Source organism: Limibacter armeniacum (assembly GCF_036880985.1).
In the GTDB taxonomy this organism is placed as follows: domain Bacteria; phylum Bacteroidota; class Bacteroidia; order Cytophagales; family Flammeovirgaceae; genus Limibacter; species Limibacter armeniacum.
The window spans coordinates 362320-381380 of the sequence record NZ_JBAJNO010000001.1; the positions used below are offsets into that span (position 1 = coordinate 362320).

Here is a 19061-nt window from a genome sequence, read left to right on the forward strand (position 1 = left end):
GCACGCTTATCCTACGATTTTTTTAAACAAACGATTGACAAATGAAAAAGATATTCAGTCTGATATTTACTGTGCTGCTTGCCTATCACCTACAAGCACAGCTACCTGCAGGCTATCCGAAAACCAATAGGGTAAAAGAAAACATCAACCTTGACTGGAAGTTTTCCAAAATGCTCAAAGGTGAAAAGCCTTCCGAAGAAAACTTTGATGATAGGGCTTGGGAGAAGGTCAATTTACCACATAATCCTGATCCGCTAGCTTTAGACCTGGACAGTGTCACGGAGCATTGGAGACAAGAGACTTTTCTGAGAGATCAGAACTGGTACCGTAAAAAAATGCGAATTGATTTGACAGAAAACGAGAAAGCTTTTATCGAATTTGAAGGAGTCCACAATGCGACAGAGTTATACGTAAATGGAAATTTTGTCGGTCGTTTTGCCGTGAACGGGTATGTCTCGCATCATTTTGATATTACGGATTTTGTAAAGTCAGGGGAGGTAAACACCATTGTGGTCAATGCGGATAACAGTTATGACCCTATGATTGCCCCTGACCCGGATGAGACGGATTATGTGAAATGGGCAGGTATCTATCGAGATGTTTATCTGGTCAAAACCAATAGACTTCACGTCAACTTCAATTGGGAAGATGCGTTTGCGGGAGTTCACATTACGACTCCAACCGTAAAAAAACGGAATGGAACAGTATCGGTAAGAACAACCGTTGTCAACGAATATTCGGAAGCATCAGATTGTCGAATCGAGACAATGATCGTGGATGCGGATGGAGCCGTTGTGAAAAAAATGACTGCTAGGTCTAACGTTGGACAAGGACAGCACAAAGTCTTCCGACAGACGACGGATATTGTGGATAACTACCATCTTTGGTCACCTGATCACCCGTATCTGTACCGTGCCGTTTCTGTCGTTTACCTAAATGATAAGCCTGTAGATTTTATAGAAAATACCTTTGGTTTCCGTTCGATCGAGCTGGTCGATGGACAAGGGTTGCTGCTGAATGGAGAGCCCTTTTTTATGATTGGTATCAACCGTCATCAAAACTATCCACATATCGGTGATGCAGTACCCAACAGTATGCATTTTGAAGCGGCTTTGGCGTATAAGAAAGCGGGGGTAAATGCGATTCGTCTTTCACATTATCCACAAGACAATGCCTTTATCGAGGCTTGTGACAAGTTGGGAATTGTGCTTTACGAAGAGCCATCCACTTGGATTCTATGGGATCAAGGAGAATGGATGGACAAGTTGGAGCAGTCCATGCGTATGATGGTTCGTAATCACCGCAATCATCCATCGATCATCATTTGGGGAGCAGGTATCAATCACAGAGGTCCTGTACCGCAGCTCAACAGTGCGGCTAAAGAAGAAGACCCTTTCCGACTAACGGCAAGTGCATCTAGTCCGTGGTGTGGAGTGAAAAATGCAGGAGGAGCTGATATCTATGCGACGATGGATTACCGCAGAACGGATTGGCCAGAGGGAGACTTCTGTCTGGTGATGGAGCATGGAGAGTCCAATGATGGACTAGCACAGCAGTTCCATATTTCTCGTTATAAAAAGCGTAAAAATAATATTGGTGCGCTGCTTTGGGTTGGCGCTGATTATAATCGTCTTCGCCCGAATCCAAAGGAGCATGATATGTATACAGAATACGGAATGCAAACCATTTACCGTGTGCCTCGTCCTGCCTACTATTGGTATCAATCTGAAAATTCAAAAGTTCCTTTCGTACACATTGCAGATGAATCTGTTTATAAAAATGAAAAAATACATGTGTACAGCAATGCGCCAAAAGTAGCTTTGTATGCAAACGATAAATTGGTAGCCATCCAAAGTGCCGATAACGATCCACTGCGTATTATGAACAAGTTTCCGTCTTTTACATTCCGATATCAGTGGACGAATGAAAAACTGACAGCCAAAGCACTATATGAGTATGAAAATATTCCTTTGGCTACGCACACCCGTACCAAAGCAGGGGAACCATACGCATTGAAATTAGCGGTTGATAATCCAAGTCTTCAATTGACTGCAGGAGGATCAGACTTAAAGATGATTAGGGCGTATGTAGTAGATAAAAATGGGGAAGTAGTCATTAATGCAGATAACAAAGTACATTTTGAAACAAAAGGGGCAGGTACCGTTGTGTATGAAAAGGAAGCATTTGTGGAAAATATGCAAGTCTACCATGGAGTGGCAACTGTATACTTGAGTGGAACGGCTAAGGCAGGTGAAGTTGAAATTAAAGCTACTTCCGGAAAGCTGAAATCGGCTACAATAGAACTAACAACTGTCCCTTTTATAGCGGATGAATTAGCTAAAAATGCCCAACCTATTTATGATAATCCTATCTACAAAATTGACATTCAGACAGAAGGACAATTGTCACAGTTTGGTTGGGAAGTTGCCAATGGTGGAGACAGTGATGCTTTTACATTTCAACTTGGGGAGAGCACTTTCTCTGTTACAGCGGATGAAGGATTGAAATGGCGGAAAGGAACTTACACCATACTCGGTGATTTGGCATTTATGGGGTGTGATGGGGTGTACACAGATGCGGGTGATTTGAAATTGACTATTACTGGATTATCAAAAGGCAAATACGAATTGAAAACCTACCATCATTCTTTTGAAAATAGGAATAAGCTTTTCCCTTACAATATGGCAGTGACCAGAAGAGATGCAAGAGATGTGTTTTCTTATATCTCTGACGATGAGCCTGTAGGTATTTTTAATGCGAAAGATATAGGGGAGCGTAAACCAATCTCAGTGACGAATATTATTGAAAGCAATGGTACCGATCCGGTAGAGATTTATTTCAGAACAGATAAGGAAAGTGCGGCTACATGGCTCAATGGATTGGAGTTCAAAAGAGTCCATAATAGCATAGTAGAGAAGAGAGGGATATAACTTTAAATGATCAGTAAAAGATGAATAATATACAATACATACTTAACCCAATATTGGGGATTTGTCTGCTTTTTTTAAGTAATGGCATTTTTGCGCAAAGCAACCTTGATGTAAAAACTTGGTTTGTACAGTTTGAAAGGGGAGAGGCATCTCCTTTACAGGAAGTCAACAATAAAGATGTTAAAGGAAATGCTGGCTGGAAGAATAGAATTTATATCCAACCTGAAGTAGTATTTCAAGAGATAGAAGGAATTGGGGGAGCTTTCAATGAAATAGGCGGGGAAGCATTGCATTCGCTTCCTCAAGATGTACAACAGCAAATATTGCAAAATCTTTTTTCGGAAGAAGGAGCTGGATTTACTTTCTGTCGTACAGCTATTGGCGCTAGCGATTTTGGGCTCGATGCCTATAGTTATTCAATGGTACCGGATGACTATAATATGAAACACTTTTCTATAGAAAGGGATCAAAAATATGTCTTGCCCTACATCAAAGGGGCGTTGGCGGTAAACCCCAATATGACCTTATTTGCTTCTCCTTGGAGTCCTCCAGGTTGGATGAAAGAAAGTGGAGAAATGGAAGGGTTAAAAGTGGATGGAAATGAGCTGAAGAACAACCCTAAAGTGTATAAAGCCTACGCTGACTATTTTGTGAAGTACGTTCGGGCTTATCATGAAAACGGAGTGGACATTGATCGTATCTGTATTCAGAATGAAAATGATGCAGATACCAAGTATCCGAGTTGTATTTTTCCTGCGAAGGAAATGGTGAGTTTTGCAAATGATTACCTGATTCCTGCTTTTAAGAAAAACAAAATAAAGGCGAAGGTTTATGCAGGTACTTTCAGAGTCGTTAATCAAATGGATCTGATGGATTTTGTGGCAATCAAAGAACTGGGTGAAATAGATGGAGTAGGGATTCAATATACAGATGCTCGCTTTATTTCAGATGCCCAAACTTTCAAGCCTGATTTGAAAATTTTCCATACGGAAGGGCATTGCTATAATGGCGAAAATTCTGTTGAACAAGCTGCACATCGTTTAGAAGAAGTGGCCAATTATATTAACAGTGGTAGTACCACTTTTACATATTGGAATATGATTCTGAATGAAACGACCAAAAGCGGTTGGGGATGGACACAAAACTCTCTGATCAATATTAATAGAGAAACAGGAGAGGTCTACTACAATCCTGACTACAATGCCATGTATATCATCAGCAAGTTTATCAAGCCAGGAGACAAACGCATTGCATCAGTTTGTCGAGGAAAATACCCAATGATATCGGTGAAATCTCCTGACGGAACCATTAAAGTATTAATTGTAAATGGTAATACAGCTAATGATACTTTTGAGTTGGTAGTGAATGATAAAGTGTTAAAGGTCAATATACCTGCTAACAGATTAACGGCTGTAACCATTTTGCAGAAAGACATTTAATCCCCTTATAAATTCATCATAAAAAAGAGTCATCCTGAATAGCATTCAGGATGACTCTTTTTTATTAGCCTTGGGTTGTTTGATTAGTCTTATTTAATCATTGTCTCACTAAAGAAAATATCCTGCTGATCAAGTGTCAGCTTTTCTCCCTTTACCGTAATTGAGGCAGTCAGTTTCATGTTTGTAGATGATGCACCGATCGAAAACTTATAGGTACCTGGCTCAATAACCAGTTTCATGTCCTTATCATAAAAAGCAAGTTGCTGAGGAGACACATAGAAAGTGACTGTCTTTCTTTGCCCTTTTTCCAGTTCTACTCTAGAAAAACCTTCCAGAACAATTGGAGGCCTTGGCATGGAAAGTCCTTTGGCAGAGACATACAGCTGTGCAATCTCAGCTCCCTTACGATCACCTGTGTTTTCCAGTTCAAAAGAAAGTGGTATCCATTGGTCTGTAGTGGATGCTTCATTGGATACCTTAAGGTTGCTATATGTAAAAGTGGTATAGGACAAACCATGTCCGAAAGGATAAAGTGGCATATCATCAGGATTATATCCTTTACTGTACCAAATTGGGCACTGTTTATTACTGCGTGGAACGGTTACCGTCATTTTTCCTGAAGGATTGATATTGCCGAGCAGCATATCCGCTACGGCATTACCGCCTTCCTCACCCGGATACCATGCCTGTACAATTGCCTGACAGCCCTTTTCAATATCAGTCAGAACATGGGGTCTGCCTCCGAATACGATTAGTACAACGGGTTTGCCTATTGCAATCAATTCTTTAACAAACGCTTCTTGCTGACCAGCAAGCCTGATATTGGAACGGTTACGTCCTTCACCACACAGGTAGCGGTTTTCTCCCATAGCGGCAATGATGACATCACTTTCCTGTGCATACTGAAGTGCTTTTTCAGGATCAGGAATACCGAAGTCCTTGGAAGTAATCTCCACCACATTTTTTTCTCGCTCATCACCTACATTTTTGTTGAGGCTGGCGATGGAGCTGTTGTAGGAATCTGTCCAGTCACAACCCCGCTCATACAGGATTTCTACCTGATCGTTTACCTTGGATTGCAAGCCTTCAAGTAGTGTGATTAGTTTTGGATTTAAACCGTCGAGTGGTTGTTTTCCCCAGTAAAGAGATAAAGTCTGATGGGTATAATCTCCTAATAGGGATTCTACGGCATCCGCATTAGGACCCACCAAAGCTATTTTTTTTATGTCGTCACTCAAGGGAAGAATGCCCTTGTTTTTCAGTAATACCAATGATTGAGCGGCAGAAATGTAGGCTCTTTCACGGTAGTCTACAGGGTCTAATTCCACATTCTTTTGAGGGACTGGAGGCATATCCAAAAGCCCTAGTCTTCCTTTCAGAGTGAGGATATGTCGGACAGCATTGTCAATGTCTTCCATTGAGATCATGCCTTTTTCAAGGGCTCCAGGAAGTTGTTTGTAATAATCGCCGTTGGGTAACTCAAGATGTATCCCATTTTTCAGTGCCATTGCGACAGCTTCAAGGGTATCCTTGGCGTAGTGGTAGGAATTATGAATCTGCTTGATGGCAAAATAGTCGGAAACCACCACACCATCATATCCCCATTGGTTGCGGAGTACGTCCTGTAGCAGAAATGCTGAAGCATGTGCCGGAACTCCCTGATAGGAATGGTATCCTGGCATCAGGGATTGGGAATTGCCCAGGCGGATGGCAACCTCATGGGGCATTAGTATTTCCTCATAAAATACACGAAGGTTGTCATTTTTGCCACCGTATCCGGCAAAGTGCTTGGTAGTGGTGGCTACCCCTTTGCTCAGGTCATCAGTTTGCATTCCTTTTACAAAAGCCAGTCCCATGCGGGACGTTAGATATTCTGACTCCCCAAAGCTTTCCTCCATTCTGCCCCAATGGGCATTTCTGCTTACATCCAGCATTGGAGACAGCGCTAGAGTGGTACCCAATGAGCGCATCAGTCTAGATGTGTATCCGGTATTGATACGCAGCAACTCAGGGTTCCAGCTGCAGGAAATACCTATCTGTTGTGGTAAGGTAGTCGCCCCTTCAATATTATAGCCCGAAATAGCTTCTCCTCTAGCAAGTTTTGGTTGGTCAGCTTCTCCCATCAGTTGCAATACTTTCTGTTCCAGCGAAAGGGTGTCCATTATGGCAGACACTTTTTGCTGTATAGTTTTTTCCCTTTGGGCAGTAATTCCTGCATTCTGTACCTGATTCGGGCTGTTGCCAAATTGGTGAGCGGATGGTTTACAGGAAAAGAGGCTTAGGCATAACAATGTGCTGAGCAGTCTGTTCTTTATGTTTGCATGCATTTTATTGTATGTTTGGCTGTTGTTCATTAGCATAAAAAAAAGAGGAGATATATGCCCTTCTCAATTCATCAATATTAGTTGGCTTCCCAAGCTCTGAAGTACTTCACATTAAATTGCCCATCAAGTCGCTGATCGTCCGGAAGTGCACCAAACCATTTGTTGGATTCGTTATTGAAATTGACTTCCAATGGCTGGTGCCAGTGGGTATTCTTAGCTTCCCTGAACAGGATGCCGTCAATGTAGAAGCGGATGTATTCAGGTGTCCATTCAAGTCCCCATACATGGTAATCTTGTTGCAGTTCTGAAGGGATATAGTACTTTTTGGTTCTGGAAAAATGCTTCTGAATATCCCCTTTATCCTTAGGTGTCCTGAAAACATGGATGTTGGAATTCAGGTCATTCCGGTTATAACTTACACCGGGGGCATTCTCGCAGATATCAATCTCAGTCCACCAGTCCTTGCTTACGTTAGTCATCCAGAAACCCGATACCCAAGGAGCATCCATCAGTTTCATCTCTGCCTCAAAATAGCCGTAGAGAAATTTCTTCTTACTTTTGATAAATCCAGAAGTATGAGTAAAACCTTCCGGGAGTGAATCATTCTGGTGTTTGTTAACACTGAAAATGAGTTCACCATTTTCCAACCTGACATTGGATGGATGGAAGAAAGTAGGTTGTCTGCCTTTCCATTTCGGGTTGTTGGGATACCATCGACTTTCGTTGACACTTTTTCCATCAAATTCATCGGAGTGTTTTTTCAGCAATTTCCACTTACCGTTATTGCCTTGATCTGAAAGCGGATAACGGTCGTTTTGTCTTACCACTCTCATTTCAATATTGACGGTGTCTACATAGTGTTTTGGGGGGATGGTTAAGTCTTGTGCTAATACGACAGTATTGCCTGCTGCAAACAAAAAGATTCCCGCTAGAAATTGTTGTACATTCATATTGCTGCCATTAAAAAAATGAGTATTCAATATTTTACAAAACCCAATTTATCAGTGTAGGCAAGAATCATTGCGGAAAAAATAGGGCAACTAAAGGGGTGATTCTTTAAGGCATGAATAATACTGTTCGAATCAAAAGTGTTTCACTTATTAATAATCTATTGTTATGATTGCCCCAATGAAGTAAATGAAAAAAAGTCCCCCATATTAAGGGGAATTTTTAATATGTCTGAGTTCGTGAAATTCGGTAAAAAAGAACCCCATTGAAAGCCGATCTACTTCCAATGGGGTACTTTTTCATTTTAAAAAATGAATTAAAACATCCCGTTCTGGTGCGCCTGCTTTTCAGGAACTTGCTGAATAGCATCCCAATGCTCGCAGATCTTGCCTTTTTCATCAAAGCGGAAAAAGTCCATGGTTACATATTGGTCATTACCGGGCCAAACCTGATGGGTATGCAAGGCGACGAGATCACCTTCCGCTACACTTCTTACAAATCGGATTGACTTTTCAGGGTATTCTCTCTGCATCTTTTCAAAATAATCAATAAAGCCCTGAGTTCCATCTGGTACATCCGGATTATGCTGGATATATTCTTTGCCAACATAAAGCTCAATAGCTTTTTGAGGGTTACCTTCGTAAGCCATTCGGTAAAAGGCAATCGCATTTTCTTTATTTTTTTCCAGATTCATATTGAAGATTCTTTTAGTTGATAATCAGCTGATTTTAAAGGGTGACGATTATTTTGCCTACTGTTCTTCCGGCTTCCACCTCCTTATGGGCTTCCTGCATCTCGTCAAAAGGAAATGTTTTAAAGATGGTAGGTTCTAAGGTACCGTCCGCTAGAAATTGACTTAAGGTAACCATCCCCGCTCTATCAGAATGTACCAACAGTGGAATGGTATGAATCTTTTTCTCCGTTTTTGCTTCCATCTCTTCCAACACTTTTTTTGATGTAGGTAGAGAAATAATGGTTCCACCTTCTTTTAGCACCTTGATAGAATCTTCTAATACTTTGCCGCCTATGCCATCCAAGACAAAATCGATATCTGACAAAATATCCACAAAGTTTTGTTTCTGATAATCAATATGTTCATCAGCCCCCAATGACATCACAAATTCCCTGTTATTGCCTGATGCGGTTGTAATCACGTAGGCGCCATAGTATTTGGCAATCTGAATGGCAAAATGTCCTACTCCCCCTGATCCCGCTTGAATCAGGACACGATCGCCTTTCTTTACCCTGTTTTCCAATACTTGAAGAGCTGTCAGAGCTGCAAGGGTAGTGGCTGCGGCCTCCTCAAAAGAGACATTGTCAGGTATTTTTGCCATTTGATTTTCAGGAGCTGCCACATATTCGGCATAGGCATTTCCCTGACCGGGGAAGTTCACCATACCGAAGACTTTGTCGCCTTTCTTAAAGTGAGTGACACCTGAACCTACTTCCTCGACTGTACCAGCAATATCCCACCCGAGGATAATGTTTTCAGCACCTGCATACATGGACTTGATACCTTCCTCTGCTGCCCTGATTTTTACGTCAGCTGGATTGATGCTAATAGCTTTTACAGCTACCAAAATTTCACCCTCTTTTAGGGGTGGTTTGTCTATTTCTTTGATTTTCAGGTTTTCTGCTGGTCCTGCTTTTTCCAATACGAATGCTTTCATCATTATTTTGGGTTTAAGAGTTACTGTAAGAATCGAATACTGTATAGAGTTGGTTGATTGTAATTTGTAGTGTGCTTACAAATGGGAAGTGTCGGGGAAAGCACATCAGTGATAAAACACTTATTTTTAAGGTGTCATTCAATGGACGTGCCCATTATAATGGATTTGTCGAAAATAAGAGAATCGAAAGGTAATCCTGAATGAGAAATCTTCCATAGATTGACCTTCCGATCTCTGCTTTGAGATTGATATATCGTTATTTACAGTTACGAAAGCACTGTAAAGATTTCTTCTTCAGGAAGTCTGGACTTTGGCAAAATGGCATTGAAATCAGAATCCTTACGGTAGCCAATTGAAACAACTGCTAGTGCTGTAAATCCTTTTTCTCTCAATCCGAATTCCTCGTCCAATACCTTCAGGTCAACCCCTTCCATAGGTAGGGCATCGATACCCATTGCCGCTACGCCTAACAGGAAATTACCCATATTGAGGTATACCTGCTTTTCTATCCAATGCTGAAAATCCTTGTAATCGTAGTGGTGCATGTCTGCAAATATCTTTCTGCCTCCATACATCATCTCCTTGAATTTTGGATCTGCAAAACGACCATCCTTATCTTCTTTGTCTAGTAATCGGTGCATATATTCTTCATCAGCACTTGTTCTCGCACAGAAAACAACACTATATGAAGCATCCATTATTTTTGGTTCATTGAACTGGTAAAAACCATGTGCTGACTTGGCGATACGTGCCTTACCTTCTTGCGTATCAGCAATCACGAAATGCCAAGGTTGAATATTGGTGCTGGAAGGGCTCAGACGTAATAATGCTTTTACTACTTCAAAATCCTTTTCTGAAATTTTCTTATTCGGATCAAATTCTTTTGTTGAATAACGCCAGTTCAATGTTTCTAAAATATTCATGTTCTGATCGATTATTGATTTAGTCTGATTGAAATATCAAATGTGAATCACGAATAGTCTTGTATGATGGATCCTAAAACCTTATACACACAACCCTATTCGTGATAGTTTAACTGATTGAAAATTAAAATTTTCCGTTTTCGTGTGCCATTTCAGCTGGAATTTCTGAAATCACATCCCAATGCTCGACAATCTTGCCATTTTCAATACGGAAGAGGTCAAAAAATGCATGAGGCTTTCCATGCCAATCTCCTTCACTCATGGAAAAAACGAAATTACCTTCACCTAATACCTTGTGTAGTGTGCGGTAGGTAAACATGTCATTTTGAGATACCAGATAATCGATGGCTTTTCCCAGTCCATCCAGACCATCTTCAATAGCGACATTGTGTTGATAGTATTTTTCTGTGCTGATATAGTCTGTAATTTTATTGGGATCATGTCCCATCAGGATATCGTTCACAAAGTTGCTCACCAGTTCCTTGTTCTCTGCTGTTTTTTCTTTATCTGTGATCTCGGTTGGACCGTCAAACTGTGAACGACCGCTTGCAGTCTCTTCTACAATCGGAGAGATATTATCCCAATGCTCCGCTACTTTGCCTTCTTCTACACGATATACATCAAATGTGACAATTTCCTTTGCTCCAAATGCTTCTGCATTGTTATAAGTATTGTGCATCACCACCAAATTGCCATCCTGTAAGATACGATGTGTTGTGGCAGTAGTACCTGCTTGCTGTAAGGCAGGAAGAAAATCGATAACAGTCTGTCGTCCTGTTGGTACATAAGGATTGTGCTGAATGTAATTTTCGGCAAAGTAAGTCTCAACGCCTTCAGTACTATAATCTTTAAAGAACGCATCTTGTGCCTTCAGTGCGATTACTTTCGGATTGTCCTTTTCCATGTTTTCAGAGTCAATGTTATTATCGTCAGATGAGTTACAACTCCCCAAAAACAATGAGGAAGCAATAGCTGATGCTAGAAATAATTTGTGATTCATACCTTGTTGATTATTAATAAATTGATAATACAAATGTAGGCGGAATACCAATTCGGTTAGCTATACAAAATTGACTTAAGACTGTAAAAATGGGAATGTTTACTCTATAGACTCTATTTCATTTGAATCTGAAAACTATATAAGTGTGGCAGGTACTTGAAAGTATATGAGTGGCTTTATATGCAAGTAAAAAGGATAGGAAAAGCCCGCTTATAAATTGATTATATAAGAGGGCTTTTTGTTGTTAGGTTGTTTTCAATCAATGTTTATTTATTTACTTGCTTTATCCAACATGTCTAGGTCACCTTGATCCAATGCTATTTTAGGTGCAGCAAAAAGTGTTTCTAGCTGTGATTGGCTTGTAGCACTTACAATAGGAGCGCCAATGTGTGGCTGCGCTAATAACCAAGCCAGTGCTACCGTTGCCGGTTTAGTATTATGCTTGACCGAAATGTCATCAAGTGCTTTTAAGATGGTAAACCCTTTTTCATTAAGGTATTTTCTGGCGCCTTCACCTCTAACACTTTTACTTAGGTCTGTTTCAGAGCGGTATTTGCCTGTCAGGAATCCGGCAGCCAGTGACCAATATGGAAACACTGTCAATCCATATTTTTCAACCAATGGCAGGTAGTCATTTTCATATCCTTCTCTTTCAACCAAGCTGTAGTGTGGCTGTAAGGCGACATATTTCGGAAGCCCCTTCTTTTCTGCTATCTCAAATGACTCCTCTAATCTTTTAGGGGAGAGGTTAGAAGCCGCAATATAGCGTACTTTCCCTGCTTTTATGACCTCATCATAGGCAGAAAGGGTTTCCTCAATGGGTGTACTTTTATCATCGAAGTGGGTATAATACAGGTCGATATGATCTGTTTGCAGGCGTTGCAGAGACTCATCTACAGATTTTAGAATATGTGCTTTACTGATATCATAGCCATGCTCTTTTGTTTCAGATCCCACTTTAGTTGCAATGACTAAATCATCACGGTTTCCTCTTGACTTCATCCACTTTCCGATAATGGTTTCAGAAAGTTCGCCTTTACCATTTACCCACCATGGGTAAGTGTCGGCAGTATCAATAAAGTTGAAACCTTCAGCCGTGAATGCATCCAAGATTTCAAATGACTTTTGCTCGTCCAGAGTCCAACCAAAAACGTTGCCTCCGAAGTTGATGCGGCCTACTTCTAAATCTGTATTGCTTATTTTAATTCTGTTGTTCATAATTATCTGGTTTTTATTGCTGTTTTAGATGGCTTGGTAGCCTTCTGAAATCCAATATTTTGCGAGTACTGTTATCAGTAAAAATGTACGAAATATATCATATTAAATGATGTTTCAAAGGTAGCTTATCAACCAAGCCAAATAGTTATACAAAATTGATTTATAACTGTGAAAATGGGAAAGTTACCCAATCTGATAAGTCTGTCTGAATACCTCAGGGCTAACATCTGTATGCTTTTTAAAGAATTTGTACAGGTTGGTAGGTTCCTGAAAACCCGATTCGTAGGCAATTTCTTTTACAGTCAGTTTTGTATTGATCAGCAATCGTTTGATCTGTGTCATTACAATCTCATCAATAAAGGTTTTGGCAGGCTTATGTACAATCCGCTGGGTAATATTATTAAGGGTTTTGGTACTTACAGCCATCTGGTCTGCATAATCGGCTACCTTTTTGGTTTTTAAGCATTGTTGCTCAACCAACACTTGAAAATGGGTAAATTCTGCCAGATACTTTTTCCCTTCCAATATTTGATTGTCTTTGGATTTGATTCTTAGAATCTTGGAGAACAGGATATGCATTAGGCTTCTGATAGTACCTAAGGAGTATTCATCTTGAATATCAAAATATTCGTGACCTATCTCGTCAATAATTTTAATGAAAGTGGCATATGCATTTTTATCCAACTCAATTTTTGGAGAAGTGATTAGCTCATTAAAGAGCTGTAGACTTTTAAGTACTTCTGAGTGGTTGAAAAATTGGAACAGGAAATCTTCAGTGAAAAGCAGCAGATAACCTTTTGCACTGGATTTAAAAAACTTATGAATTTGATCCTTCCTGATACTTAGAATAGTTCCCTTATGGTAAGTGTAATCTGTAAAGTCAATCGTGTGTATACCTTGCCCATCTGTAAAGAAAAGTAGCATATAGAAGTCAATCTGTTGGAAATCAAAAAGTGTATGCGTTAACTCCTTGCGTGCATACAACTCTTCGAGACAGATAAAATCAAACTGACTCTCCTTACGTTTATTGCTGAACTTAATTTGTGGTACGGTTTCTTTCACTTCTGTTTTATCATTGTAATAGCTTATTGATGAAGTTACAACAATAGACTTTATTGATTGTTTTTAACCTTTCCAACTGTACTATATTTTAGCCTCAGAGATCCAAAATAAATAGCTTATTACCATTTGCGTCTGACTGTATTTTGAGCAAAATCTATATTCTTTTAAGAATAAGAGAATATAGGTTAGAGTTATGACTTCTGTATAACTTATCTGTTGCTGATTAGTCTCTATAAGATAAAATTTTTTTAAAGTAAACATCTAAATAAGAGTACAATTTACAGTTACTAACCTCTTAGCAATAAGTTATTTATTGAATTACAACAACAAATTATTAAGATGAAAAAAGTAACGTTTGTACTCACTTTGGTATTGAGTACTTTGTTCCTGAATGCTTGTCATCAGGAAGAGCAATTGCAACAGGAAATCAATGAACAGCCTGATGCTCAACATAACCTCAGAATGGCTGTTTCGCAATCGGATTGGACAGCTGGCTCTATTTCTGGAATTGTACCTCAGGACCAGTTAGAAGATTTGGGAGGAGGGCTTTCAGGCAATAAGATCTGGAAAAGTAACAACCCCGAAATATTTAGAGGAACAGGTTGGTTAATGCAAAACTCGCGTACGGATGCTACTCGTGGTGGAGCAGCATACCCTGTTTCTGGAACCATACCTGTCTATCTGTTTCATATTAATCAGTCAGGAAGTCAGAAGTATCTGCATGTACTGGTAACGAATCCAAATGCCTCTTCCATCACGATCTCTGGAAAAGGGTCTATGTACACCAACTCAGAAAAGCCTCTTCAGGGGACTGGTACAGGACAGAGCTTTCATGTGGCTAAAGATTGGTTGAACAATACGCCACGTACTTCTTTCTCCAATGTAACTTTGAATAGCTATAAAGCTTACGAAGTAGCCAAGCTACCAGTACCTAACGGTAATATGATTGATGGTCGTTTTGAGATTACGGCAAGTGCTGGTGCTTATGTGTACACTGTAGTGACTTCTAATGGAAGTTTGACCGATGCCATCAACAAATCCCAAGGTGGGCCTGCTACTGGAGATATATATTCTCCTAACCCAAATGCTTATGGGCGTGAAGCTGGCGTATATGCCAATAGTGGATGGGAAGGAAGTACAGATATCACGCTGCCTGCTTCCCAGTCGTATATCGGGTTTGCCTTAAATACAAGCAGCAAGTTTGCTTTTAATGGAGTCTACTTGCAGGACCAGAATGCACCATCCGTAGTTCGACTTTCCGATTCAGCTGAGAAAACGTATGGTAATTATGGTCATCAATATGATATTACCTTGGCGATGCACAATCCAAATAGTACAGCCAAACAAGTGACCTTGTACTTTGCTTCCAATTATACGAATAGTGTCAACAGCCCATCATTTACTTATAATGGCCCATTGAAGATGAATGGAGTAGTCAAAAACATCTATACTACACCAACAGCACCTCGCCAGTGGCTGGCTACTTGGAATGTACCAGCAGGAGGTAACTTTAATGGCAATTTGGATTTTTATATTCCGGGGCTTATCACCACCGGTCAACAACTTATCTTACAAGTGAACTAAAAGCTAACAGGTAGTCAGTGAAGGCTATCTGCAAAAGGCCGTATATAGATTTCTATATGTTTCTGAGGCTGCTCCATACCAAAGGGCAGCCTCTTTTTTTTAAAAAATACTCACCTTTAAAGAGTACAACTATCACTTATGTAGCTCCTCCTATCAGAAATCCAGATTTGATAACACTTTATTTATGATAGTAGATAAGCACAATGCTTCGGCAATGGTGATGGAGCTGGGAGAGCAGTTCGCAAAGGTCAAGAACCCTGAGTTTGTATTTCCTTCTTACGAATTGTATGCCTTGGCTCCCAAGCAGGAACAGGGTGTTGCAATACTGAAGGCTGTGGTGATGGACATGGATGGAACCACCACTACAACGGAAGAGATTTGCCTGCACGCCTTGGAATACATGGTTCGGAAAATGGGTGACCGCATGGATAAGACTCTATGGGAAGGACTTGACAAGGTAGTGGACTATCCGAACGTGATTGGCAACAGCACGACCAAGCATGTGGAGTATTTGTTAGGTCAATACGGTGATACTTTCAAGAAAGAGGCAATTGTAACGGCATTTCTGGATGCAGTGGTTTGGACGCTCGTATGCGGCAAAGACCAAAAAAGAAAGCAGGAAGTGGAGCAGAACCTGTTGAAACTTGGCATTGGTCAGATGGCAAAGGATCAGGCATTGCTACAGCTTGTGTCACAGGAAGAATATAGTCGCGAAGATGCAAATGTCTACTTCGTGTCTACCTATGCTGGTAAACTGGAAGACTTCTCTGATGATATGCTTGTGGCTATGGGGATTGACATATACTATCAGCGTTATCATGAGTTGCTGGAGATGATCAGGCTAAATCAAGGTGATGAGGTACAAAAGGAAGTATTTGGTCATGTGGAAAAAGGTCAGCATCTGATTGAGCCAATGCCGGGAGTAGGTGTACTGTTGCTGATGATGAAAGGTTGGCTAGGTGAAGAGATCAAAAACCTGCTTCCGGAGCTGATTGAAACTTACAATAAGAAACGGGGAGTTAGTTTCTCCGATACTGATATCAACTATACGACAAACAGACTGATTGAATTGAGTTGTCAATTCGAGCAACAGCCACTGAAGGTTGGACTGGTGACATCATCCATCTTTTATGAGGCGGATATTGTGATCAAGGAGGTGTTTGCAGTACTCAGGGAATGGATTATGGAATCTGCGGTGTCTGAGAAACGCAAGCAGTTTATTGCCGAACAGTTATTTGACTACCGCAATGTGTACGATAGCTTTGTAACAGCTTCTGATTCCAATGAGATCAGGTTGAAGCCTCACCGTGACCTTTACAGCATAGCCCTTCACCAACTGGGAATTCACCCAAATGACTTTGACAAGGTAGCAGGTTTTGAGGACAGCCAAAGCGGTACAGTTGCCATGCGTGCGGCGGGTATCGGTTTAAGCATTGCTGTCCCATTTGCCCAAACGGCAGGACATGACCTGAGTGCAGCCACATTTATTTGCAAGGGCGGTGTGCCTGAGGTACTGCTCGAAGAACAGCTTTTTATCCGAAATGAGGTATTGCAGTCATAATACCCATACCCAATTATTTAGATCAGAAAGAAATATAGCATAGAGAAAACCATGGAGAATAACGTTTATCACGTAATATCGAACACACACTGGGATAGGGAATGGCGTTTTCCTTTCCAAAGAAACAGACAAATGCTTACCGACATGATGGATGCCGTACTGGGGATTCTGGAATCAGATCCTGAGTACAGGGCATACCATCTGGATAGCCAGTCCATTGTCCTGAGAGACTATTTGGAAGTGAAACCTCACAAAAAAGAACAGATCATCCAGTTTGTGAAGGAGAACCGTCTGTTGATCGGACCTTGGTACATCTTGCCTGACCAGTTTCAGGTAGGGGGCGAAAACCATGTCCGTAACCTACTGCTTGGGCACAAGGTCTGCGCAGAGCACGGTGGTGTTTCCAAGATCGGTTACTCTCCATTCTCATGGGGACAAATCTCTCAGTTGCCTCAGCTTTACAAGCAGTTCAATATTGACCTGATCATGTTCTACAGGGGCATCAATGCACTGGAGTCTCCTAGGTCAGAGTTTATGTGGGAAGGTGCAGACGGCACACGTATGGTGTCTTCACGTTTCTCTACTATGCCGAGATACAATTTCTATTTCTATATCTACCGCAATGCGGTACACAATGAAGACCCTTGGGAGGTGGAGTACAAGTGGTCAAAAGGTGGGACCCCATTCCACTTCGCTGACAGGCAGCAGCAAGATGAGGACTTCTTTATTGTAGCTCCAGTCGAAGGGTATTATCCTGAAACACTGGAGCCTTGGGCTAACAGGTTACGTGAGGAGCAGGACCACGATTTCACGACACCGCATAAGATCTGGATGGAAGGACACGACTCTTCAGGTCCGAATGGCAAAACAGTACAGATCATCAAGGATATTAAGGAAAAGATGAACCTGGATGTGCGTCATTCCACATTGCTGGAGTATGCAAAGCATATTGCAGAAAGTGTCAATGAGGAAGAGCTGTCACTGGTAACAGGTGAGCGCCGTTCGGCTCAGGCAAACCGTCGTAGCGGTAACCTGTACGGTTACACAACTTCAGCGAGGATGTACCTGAAGCAGAAAAACTTTGATGCGGAGCGTTGGTTGCAGTTTTATGCAGAGCCGTTCAACGTATTCTCTGGATTGCAGGGACGTGACATCCGCGACCAGTACTTAGATATCGCTTGGGAAAAAGTATTGCAGAATGCAGCACATGATTCCATTGGTGGTTGCTCACTGGATGCCATCCATGATGACATGATGCACCGCTACAAGGAGGTGATCGAAATCTCAAGAGGGGTGTTTGAACGTGCGATGAAACATTCAGTACTGCAACTGAATACAGACAGGCTGGTGGATCCTTCGGAGGAGCAAGTGAACGACAAAGTATTCTTGGTGGCAGTCAACCCGAACAACAGCAATAGAACCACCGTGGTGGAAGCCTATCTGGACATTCCGGTGGAGTTTGATCAGGAAGGGTTCGAAATTGTGGATGAAGACGGAAAGGTGCTTAACTGCCAGCTGATAGAGCGTATGCCACAGCAGCATGTACTAGAGCAAATGACCAACCGTCCGATGTTCTTTGATATGGTTCGTTACCGTGCCTATGTAGAACTGACTGATCTTCCTGCGTTTGGAATGAAAGCGTTCCGCATCAAGCCAAAGGCACTGGTATTAGAGCCAAAAGATAGACTGGTGACAGTATTGTCACAGCCTGTAATGGAAAACAGTTTCCTGAAGGTGACAATCAATGCCAATGGTACACTGAATGTCATAGAAAAATTATCAGGTACGGAATATAATGAGATCGCTTACCTGTATGATGAAGGTGAAGCGGGGCATGCATGGGTCAATACTCCAACAGCACCATTTGTGACCACTGAAAAAGCAAAACCTGAGATCGAGGTGCTGGAGAATGGTGCACTGTCTGCTACTGTAGCCATCAGGCATACACTTTCATTGTACAATAACCTTTCTGACCGCAAAGCAGAAAATGGAAATGTAACGGATGTACCCGTAACCTTATTGGTAACCCTGACCAAAAATGCCAAGCGAGTGGACTTCCAAATCGAGATGGATAACAAGGTGGAGAGTCACCGCCTGCGTATCATGTTCCCGACAGGATTGACAGGGGCTACACATTCCTTTGGCGAGGGACAGTTTGATGTGGTGAAACGATCACTGGAAAGACCAGATACAACGGAATGGGTAGAACAACCAATGTATGACTTCCCGATGCACCAGTTTGTTGATCTAACAGATGGCAAGAAAGGGGCAGCTATTCTGGTAGATGGTCTGAAGGAATATGAGGTGCTGGAAGATCAGGATAAGACTATTGCCATCACATTGTTGAGAGGGTTTGAGTTTATCATCAACCCAGCAGCAGAGCAGGACTATACCCATGAGAA

13 protein-coding genes are annotated in these 19061 nt (G+C 41.4%); 5 read left to right on the forward strand and 8 right to left on the reverse strand.

All coding sequences use genetic code 11. The annotated features are described in order from the left end of the window. The first annotated feature begins 41 nt into the window (after positions 1 to 41). Together V6R21_RS01170 and V6R21_RS01175 are read left to right on the forward strand one after the other, a co-directional pair. A complete protein-coding gene (locus V6R21_RS01170) occupies positions 42 to 2930 on the forward strand; it encodes a glycoside hydrolase family 2 protein (RefSeq protein WP_334239699.1) in 2889 nt (962 codons plus the stop codon). Positions 2931 to 2950: 20 nt separating this feature from the next. Further along, a complete protein-coding gene (locus V6R21_RS01175) occupies positions 2951 to 4369 on the forward strand; it encodes a glycoside hydrolase family 30 protein (RefSeq protein ID WP_334239701.1) in 1419 nt (472 codons plus the stop codon). An 89-nt stretch (positions 4370 to 4458) separates the two neighbouring features. Here V6R21_RS01175 and V6R21_RS01180 read toward each other — a convergent pair whose 3' ends face one another. The 8 genes from V6R21_RS01180 to V6R21_RS01215 all read right to left on the reverse strand — a co-directional run bounded on the left by V6R21_RS01180 (position 4459) and on the right by V6R21_RS01215 (position 13514). Continuing rightward, a complete protein-coding gene (locus V6R21_RS01180; protein ID WP_334239703.1) occupies positions 4459 to 6696 on the reverse strand; it encodes a glycoside hydrolase family 3 N-terminal domain-containing protein in 2238 nt (745 codons plus the stop codon). A 74-nt stretch (positions 6697 to 6770) separates the two neighbouring features. Then, positions 6771 to 7643, reverse strand: a complete 873-nt coding sequence (locus tag V6R21_RS01185; RefSeq protein WP_334239705.1) for a family 16 glycosylhydrolase — start codon at positions 7641 to 7643, stop codon at positions 6771 to 6773. Between the two features lie 314 nt (positions 7644 to 7957). Beyond that, a complete protein-coding gene (locus V6R21_RS01190; RefSeq protein ID WP_334239707.1) occupies positions 7958 to 8335 on the reverse strand; it encodes a nuclear transport factor 2 family protein in 378 nt (125 codons plus the stop codon). A 34-nt stretch (positions 8336 to 8369) separates the two neighbouring features. Beyond that, the gene (locus V6R21_RS01195; protein ID WP_334239709.1) at positions 8370 to 9314 is read right to left on the reverse strand and encodes an NADP-dependent oxidoreductase; all 945 of its coding nucleotides are present in this window, start codon (positions 9312 to 9314) and stop codon (positions 8370 to 8372) included. Positions 9315 to 9577: 263 nt separating this feature from the next. After that, positions 9578 to 10234, reverse strand: a complete 657-nt coding sequence (gene nfsB, locus V6R21_RS01200; protein ID WP_334239712.1) for an oxygen-insensitive NAD(P)H nitroreductase — start codon at positions 10232 to 10234, stop codon at positions 9578 to 9580. Between the two features lie 124 nt (positions 10235 to 10358). Further along, on the reverse strand, positions 10359 to 11234 hold the full coding sequence (locus V6R21_RS01205) for a nuclear transport factor 2 family protein (protein WP_334239713.1): 876 nt from the start codon (positions 11232 to 11234) through the stop codon (positions 10359 to 10361). A gap of 270 nt (positions 11235 to 11504) precedes the next feature. Further along, positions 11505 to 12452 carry an aldo/keto reductase gene (locus V6R21_RS01210; RefSeq protein ID WP_334239715.1) on the reverse strand — a complete coding sequence of 316 codons (948 nt, stop codon included), beginning with the start codon at positions 12450 to 12452 and terminating at the stop codon, positions 11505 to 11507. Between the two features lie 183 nt (positions 12453 to 12635). After that, entirely contained in the window at positions 12636 to 13514 is an 879-nt protein-coding gene (locus V6R21_RS01215) for a helix-turn-helix domain-containing protein (protein ID WP_334239717.1), read from the reverse strand. Between the two features lie 339 nt (positions 13515 to 13853). On the opposite strand from V6R21_RS01215, the gene V6R21_RS01220 reads away from it, so the two are divergent. From V6R21_RS01220 to V6R21_RS01230, 3 genes are all read left to right on the forward strand, one after another. Continuing rightward, the gene (locus V6R21_RS01220; RefSeq protein WP_334239719.1) at positions 13854 to 15098 is read left to right on the forward strand and encodes a DUF3370 family protein; all 1245 of its coding nucleotides are present in this window, start codon (positions 13854 to 13856) and stop codon (positions 15096 to 15098) included. 184 nt (positions 15099 to 15282) lie between these two features. Next, positions 15283 to 16659: an HAD family hydrolase gene (locus tag V6R21_RS01225; protein WP_334239721.1), complete on the forward strand. Its 1377-nt coding sequence runs from the start codon at positions 15283 to 15285 to the stop codon at positions 16657 to 16659. A 51-nt stretch (positions 16660 to 16710) separates the two neighbouring features. Beyond that, a partial coding sequence (locus V6R21_RS01230; RefSeq protein WP_334240117.1) for a glycoside hydrolase family 38 N-terminal domain-containing protein occupies positions 16711 to 19061 on the forward strand: 2351 nt, incomplete at its 3' end.

What these genes read in the sequence shown, in the direction of transcription:
- nfsB (WP_334239712.1), bottom strand. Translation starts at nt 10,234, where the DNA reads ATGAATATTTTAGAAACATTGAACTGGCGTTATTCAACAAAAGAATTT.
- V6R21_RS01210 (WP_334239715.1), bottom strand. Translation starts at nt 12,452, where the DNA reads ATGAACAACAGAATTAAAATAAGCAATACAGATTTAGAAGTAGGCCGC.
- V6R21_RS01170 (WP_334239699.1), top strand. Translation starts at nt 42, where the DNA reads ATGAAAAAGATATTCAGTCTGATATTTACTGTGCTGCTTGCCTATCAC.
- V6R21_RS01185 (WP_334239705.1), bottom strand. Translation starts at nt 7,643, where the DNA reads ATGAATGTACAACAATTTCTAGCGGGAATCTTTTTGTTTGCAGCAGGC.
- V6R21_RS01220 (WP_334239719.1), top strand. Translation starts at nt 13,854, where the DNA reads ATGAAAAAAGTAACGTTTGTACTCACTTTGGTATTGAGTACTTTGTTC.
- V6R21_RS01225 (WP_334239721.1), top strand. Translation starts at nt 15,283, where the DNA reads ATGATAGTAGATAAGCACAATGCTTCGGCAATGGTGATGGAGCTGGGA.
- V6R21_RS01180 (WP_334239703.1), bottom strand. Translation starts at nt 6,696, where the DNA reads ATGCATGCAAACATAAAGAACAGACTGCTCAGCACATTGTTATGCCTA.
- V6R21_RS01205 (WP_334239713.1), bottom strand. Translation starts at nt 11,234, where the DNA reads ATGAATCACAAATTATTTCTAGCATCAGCTATTGCTTCCTCATTGTTT.
- V6R21_RS01190 (WP_334239707.1), bottom strand. Translation starts at nt 8,335, where the DNA reads ATGAATCTGGAAAAAAATAAAGAAAATGCGATTGCCTTTTACCGAATG.
- V6R21_RS01175 (WP_334239701.1), top strand. Translation starts at nt 2,951, where the DNA reads ATGAATAATATACAATACATACTTAACCCAATATTGGGGATTTGTCTG.
- V6R21_RS01195 (WP_334239709.1), bottom strand. Translation starts at nt 9,314, where the DNA reads ATGATGAAAGCATTCGTATTGGAAAAAGCAGGACCAGCAGAAAACCTG.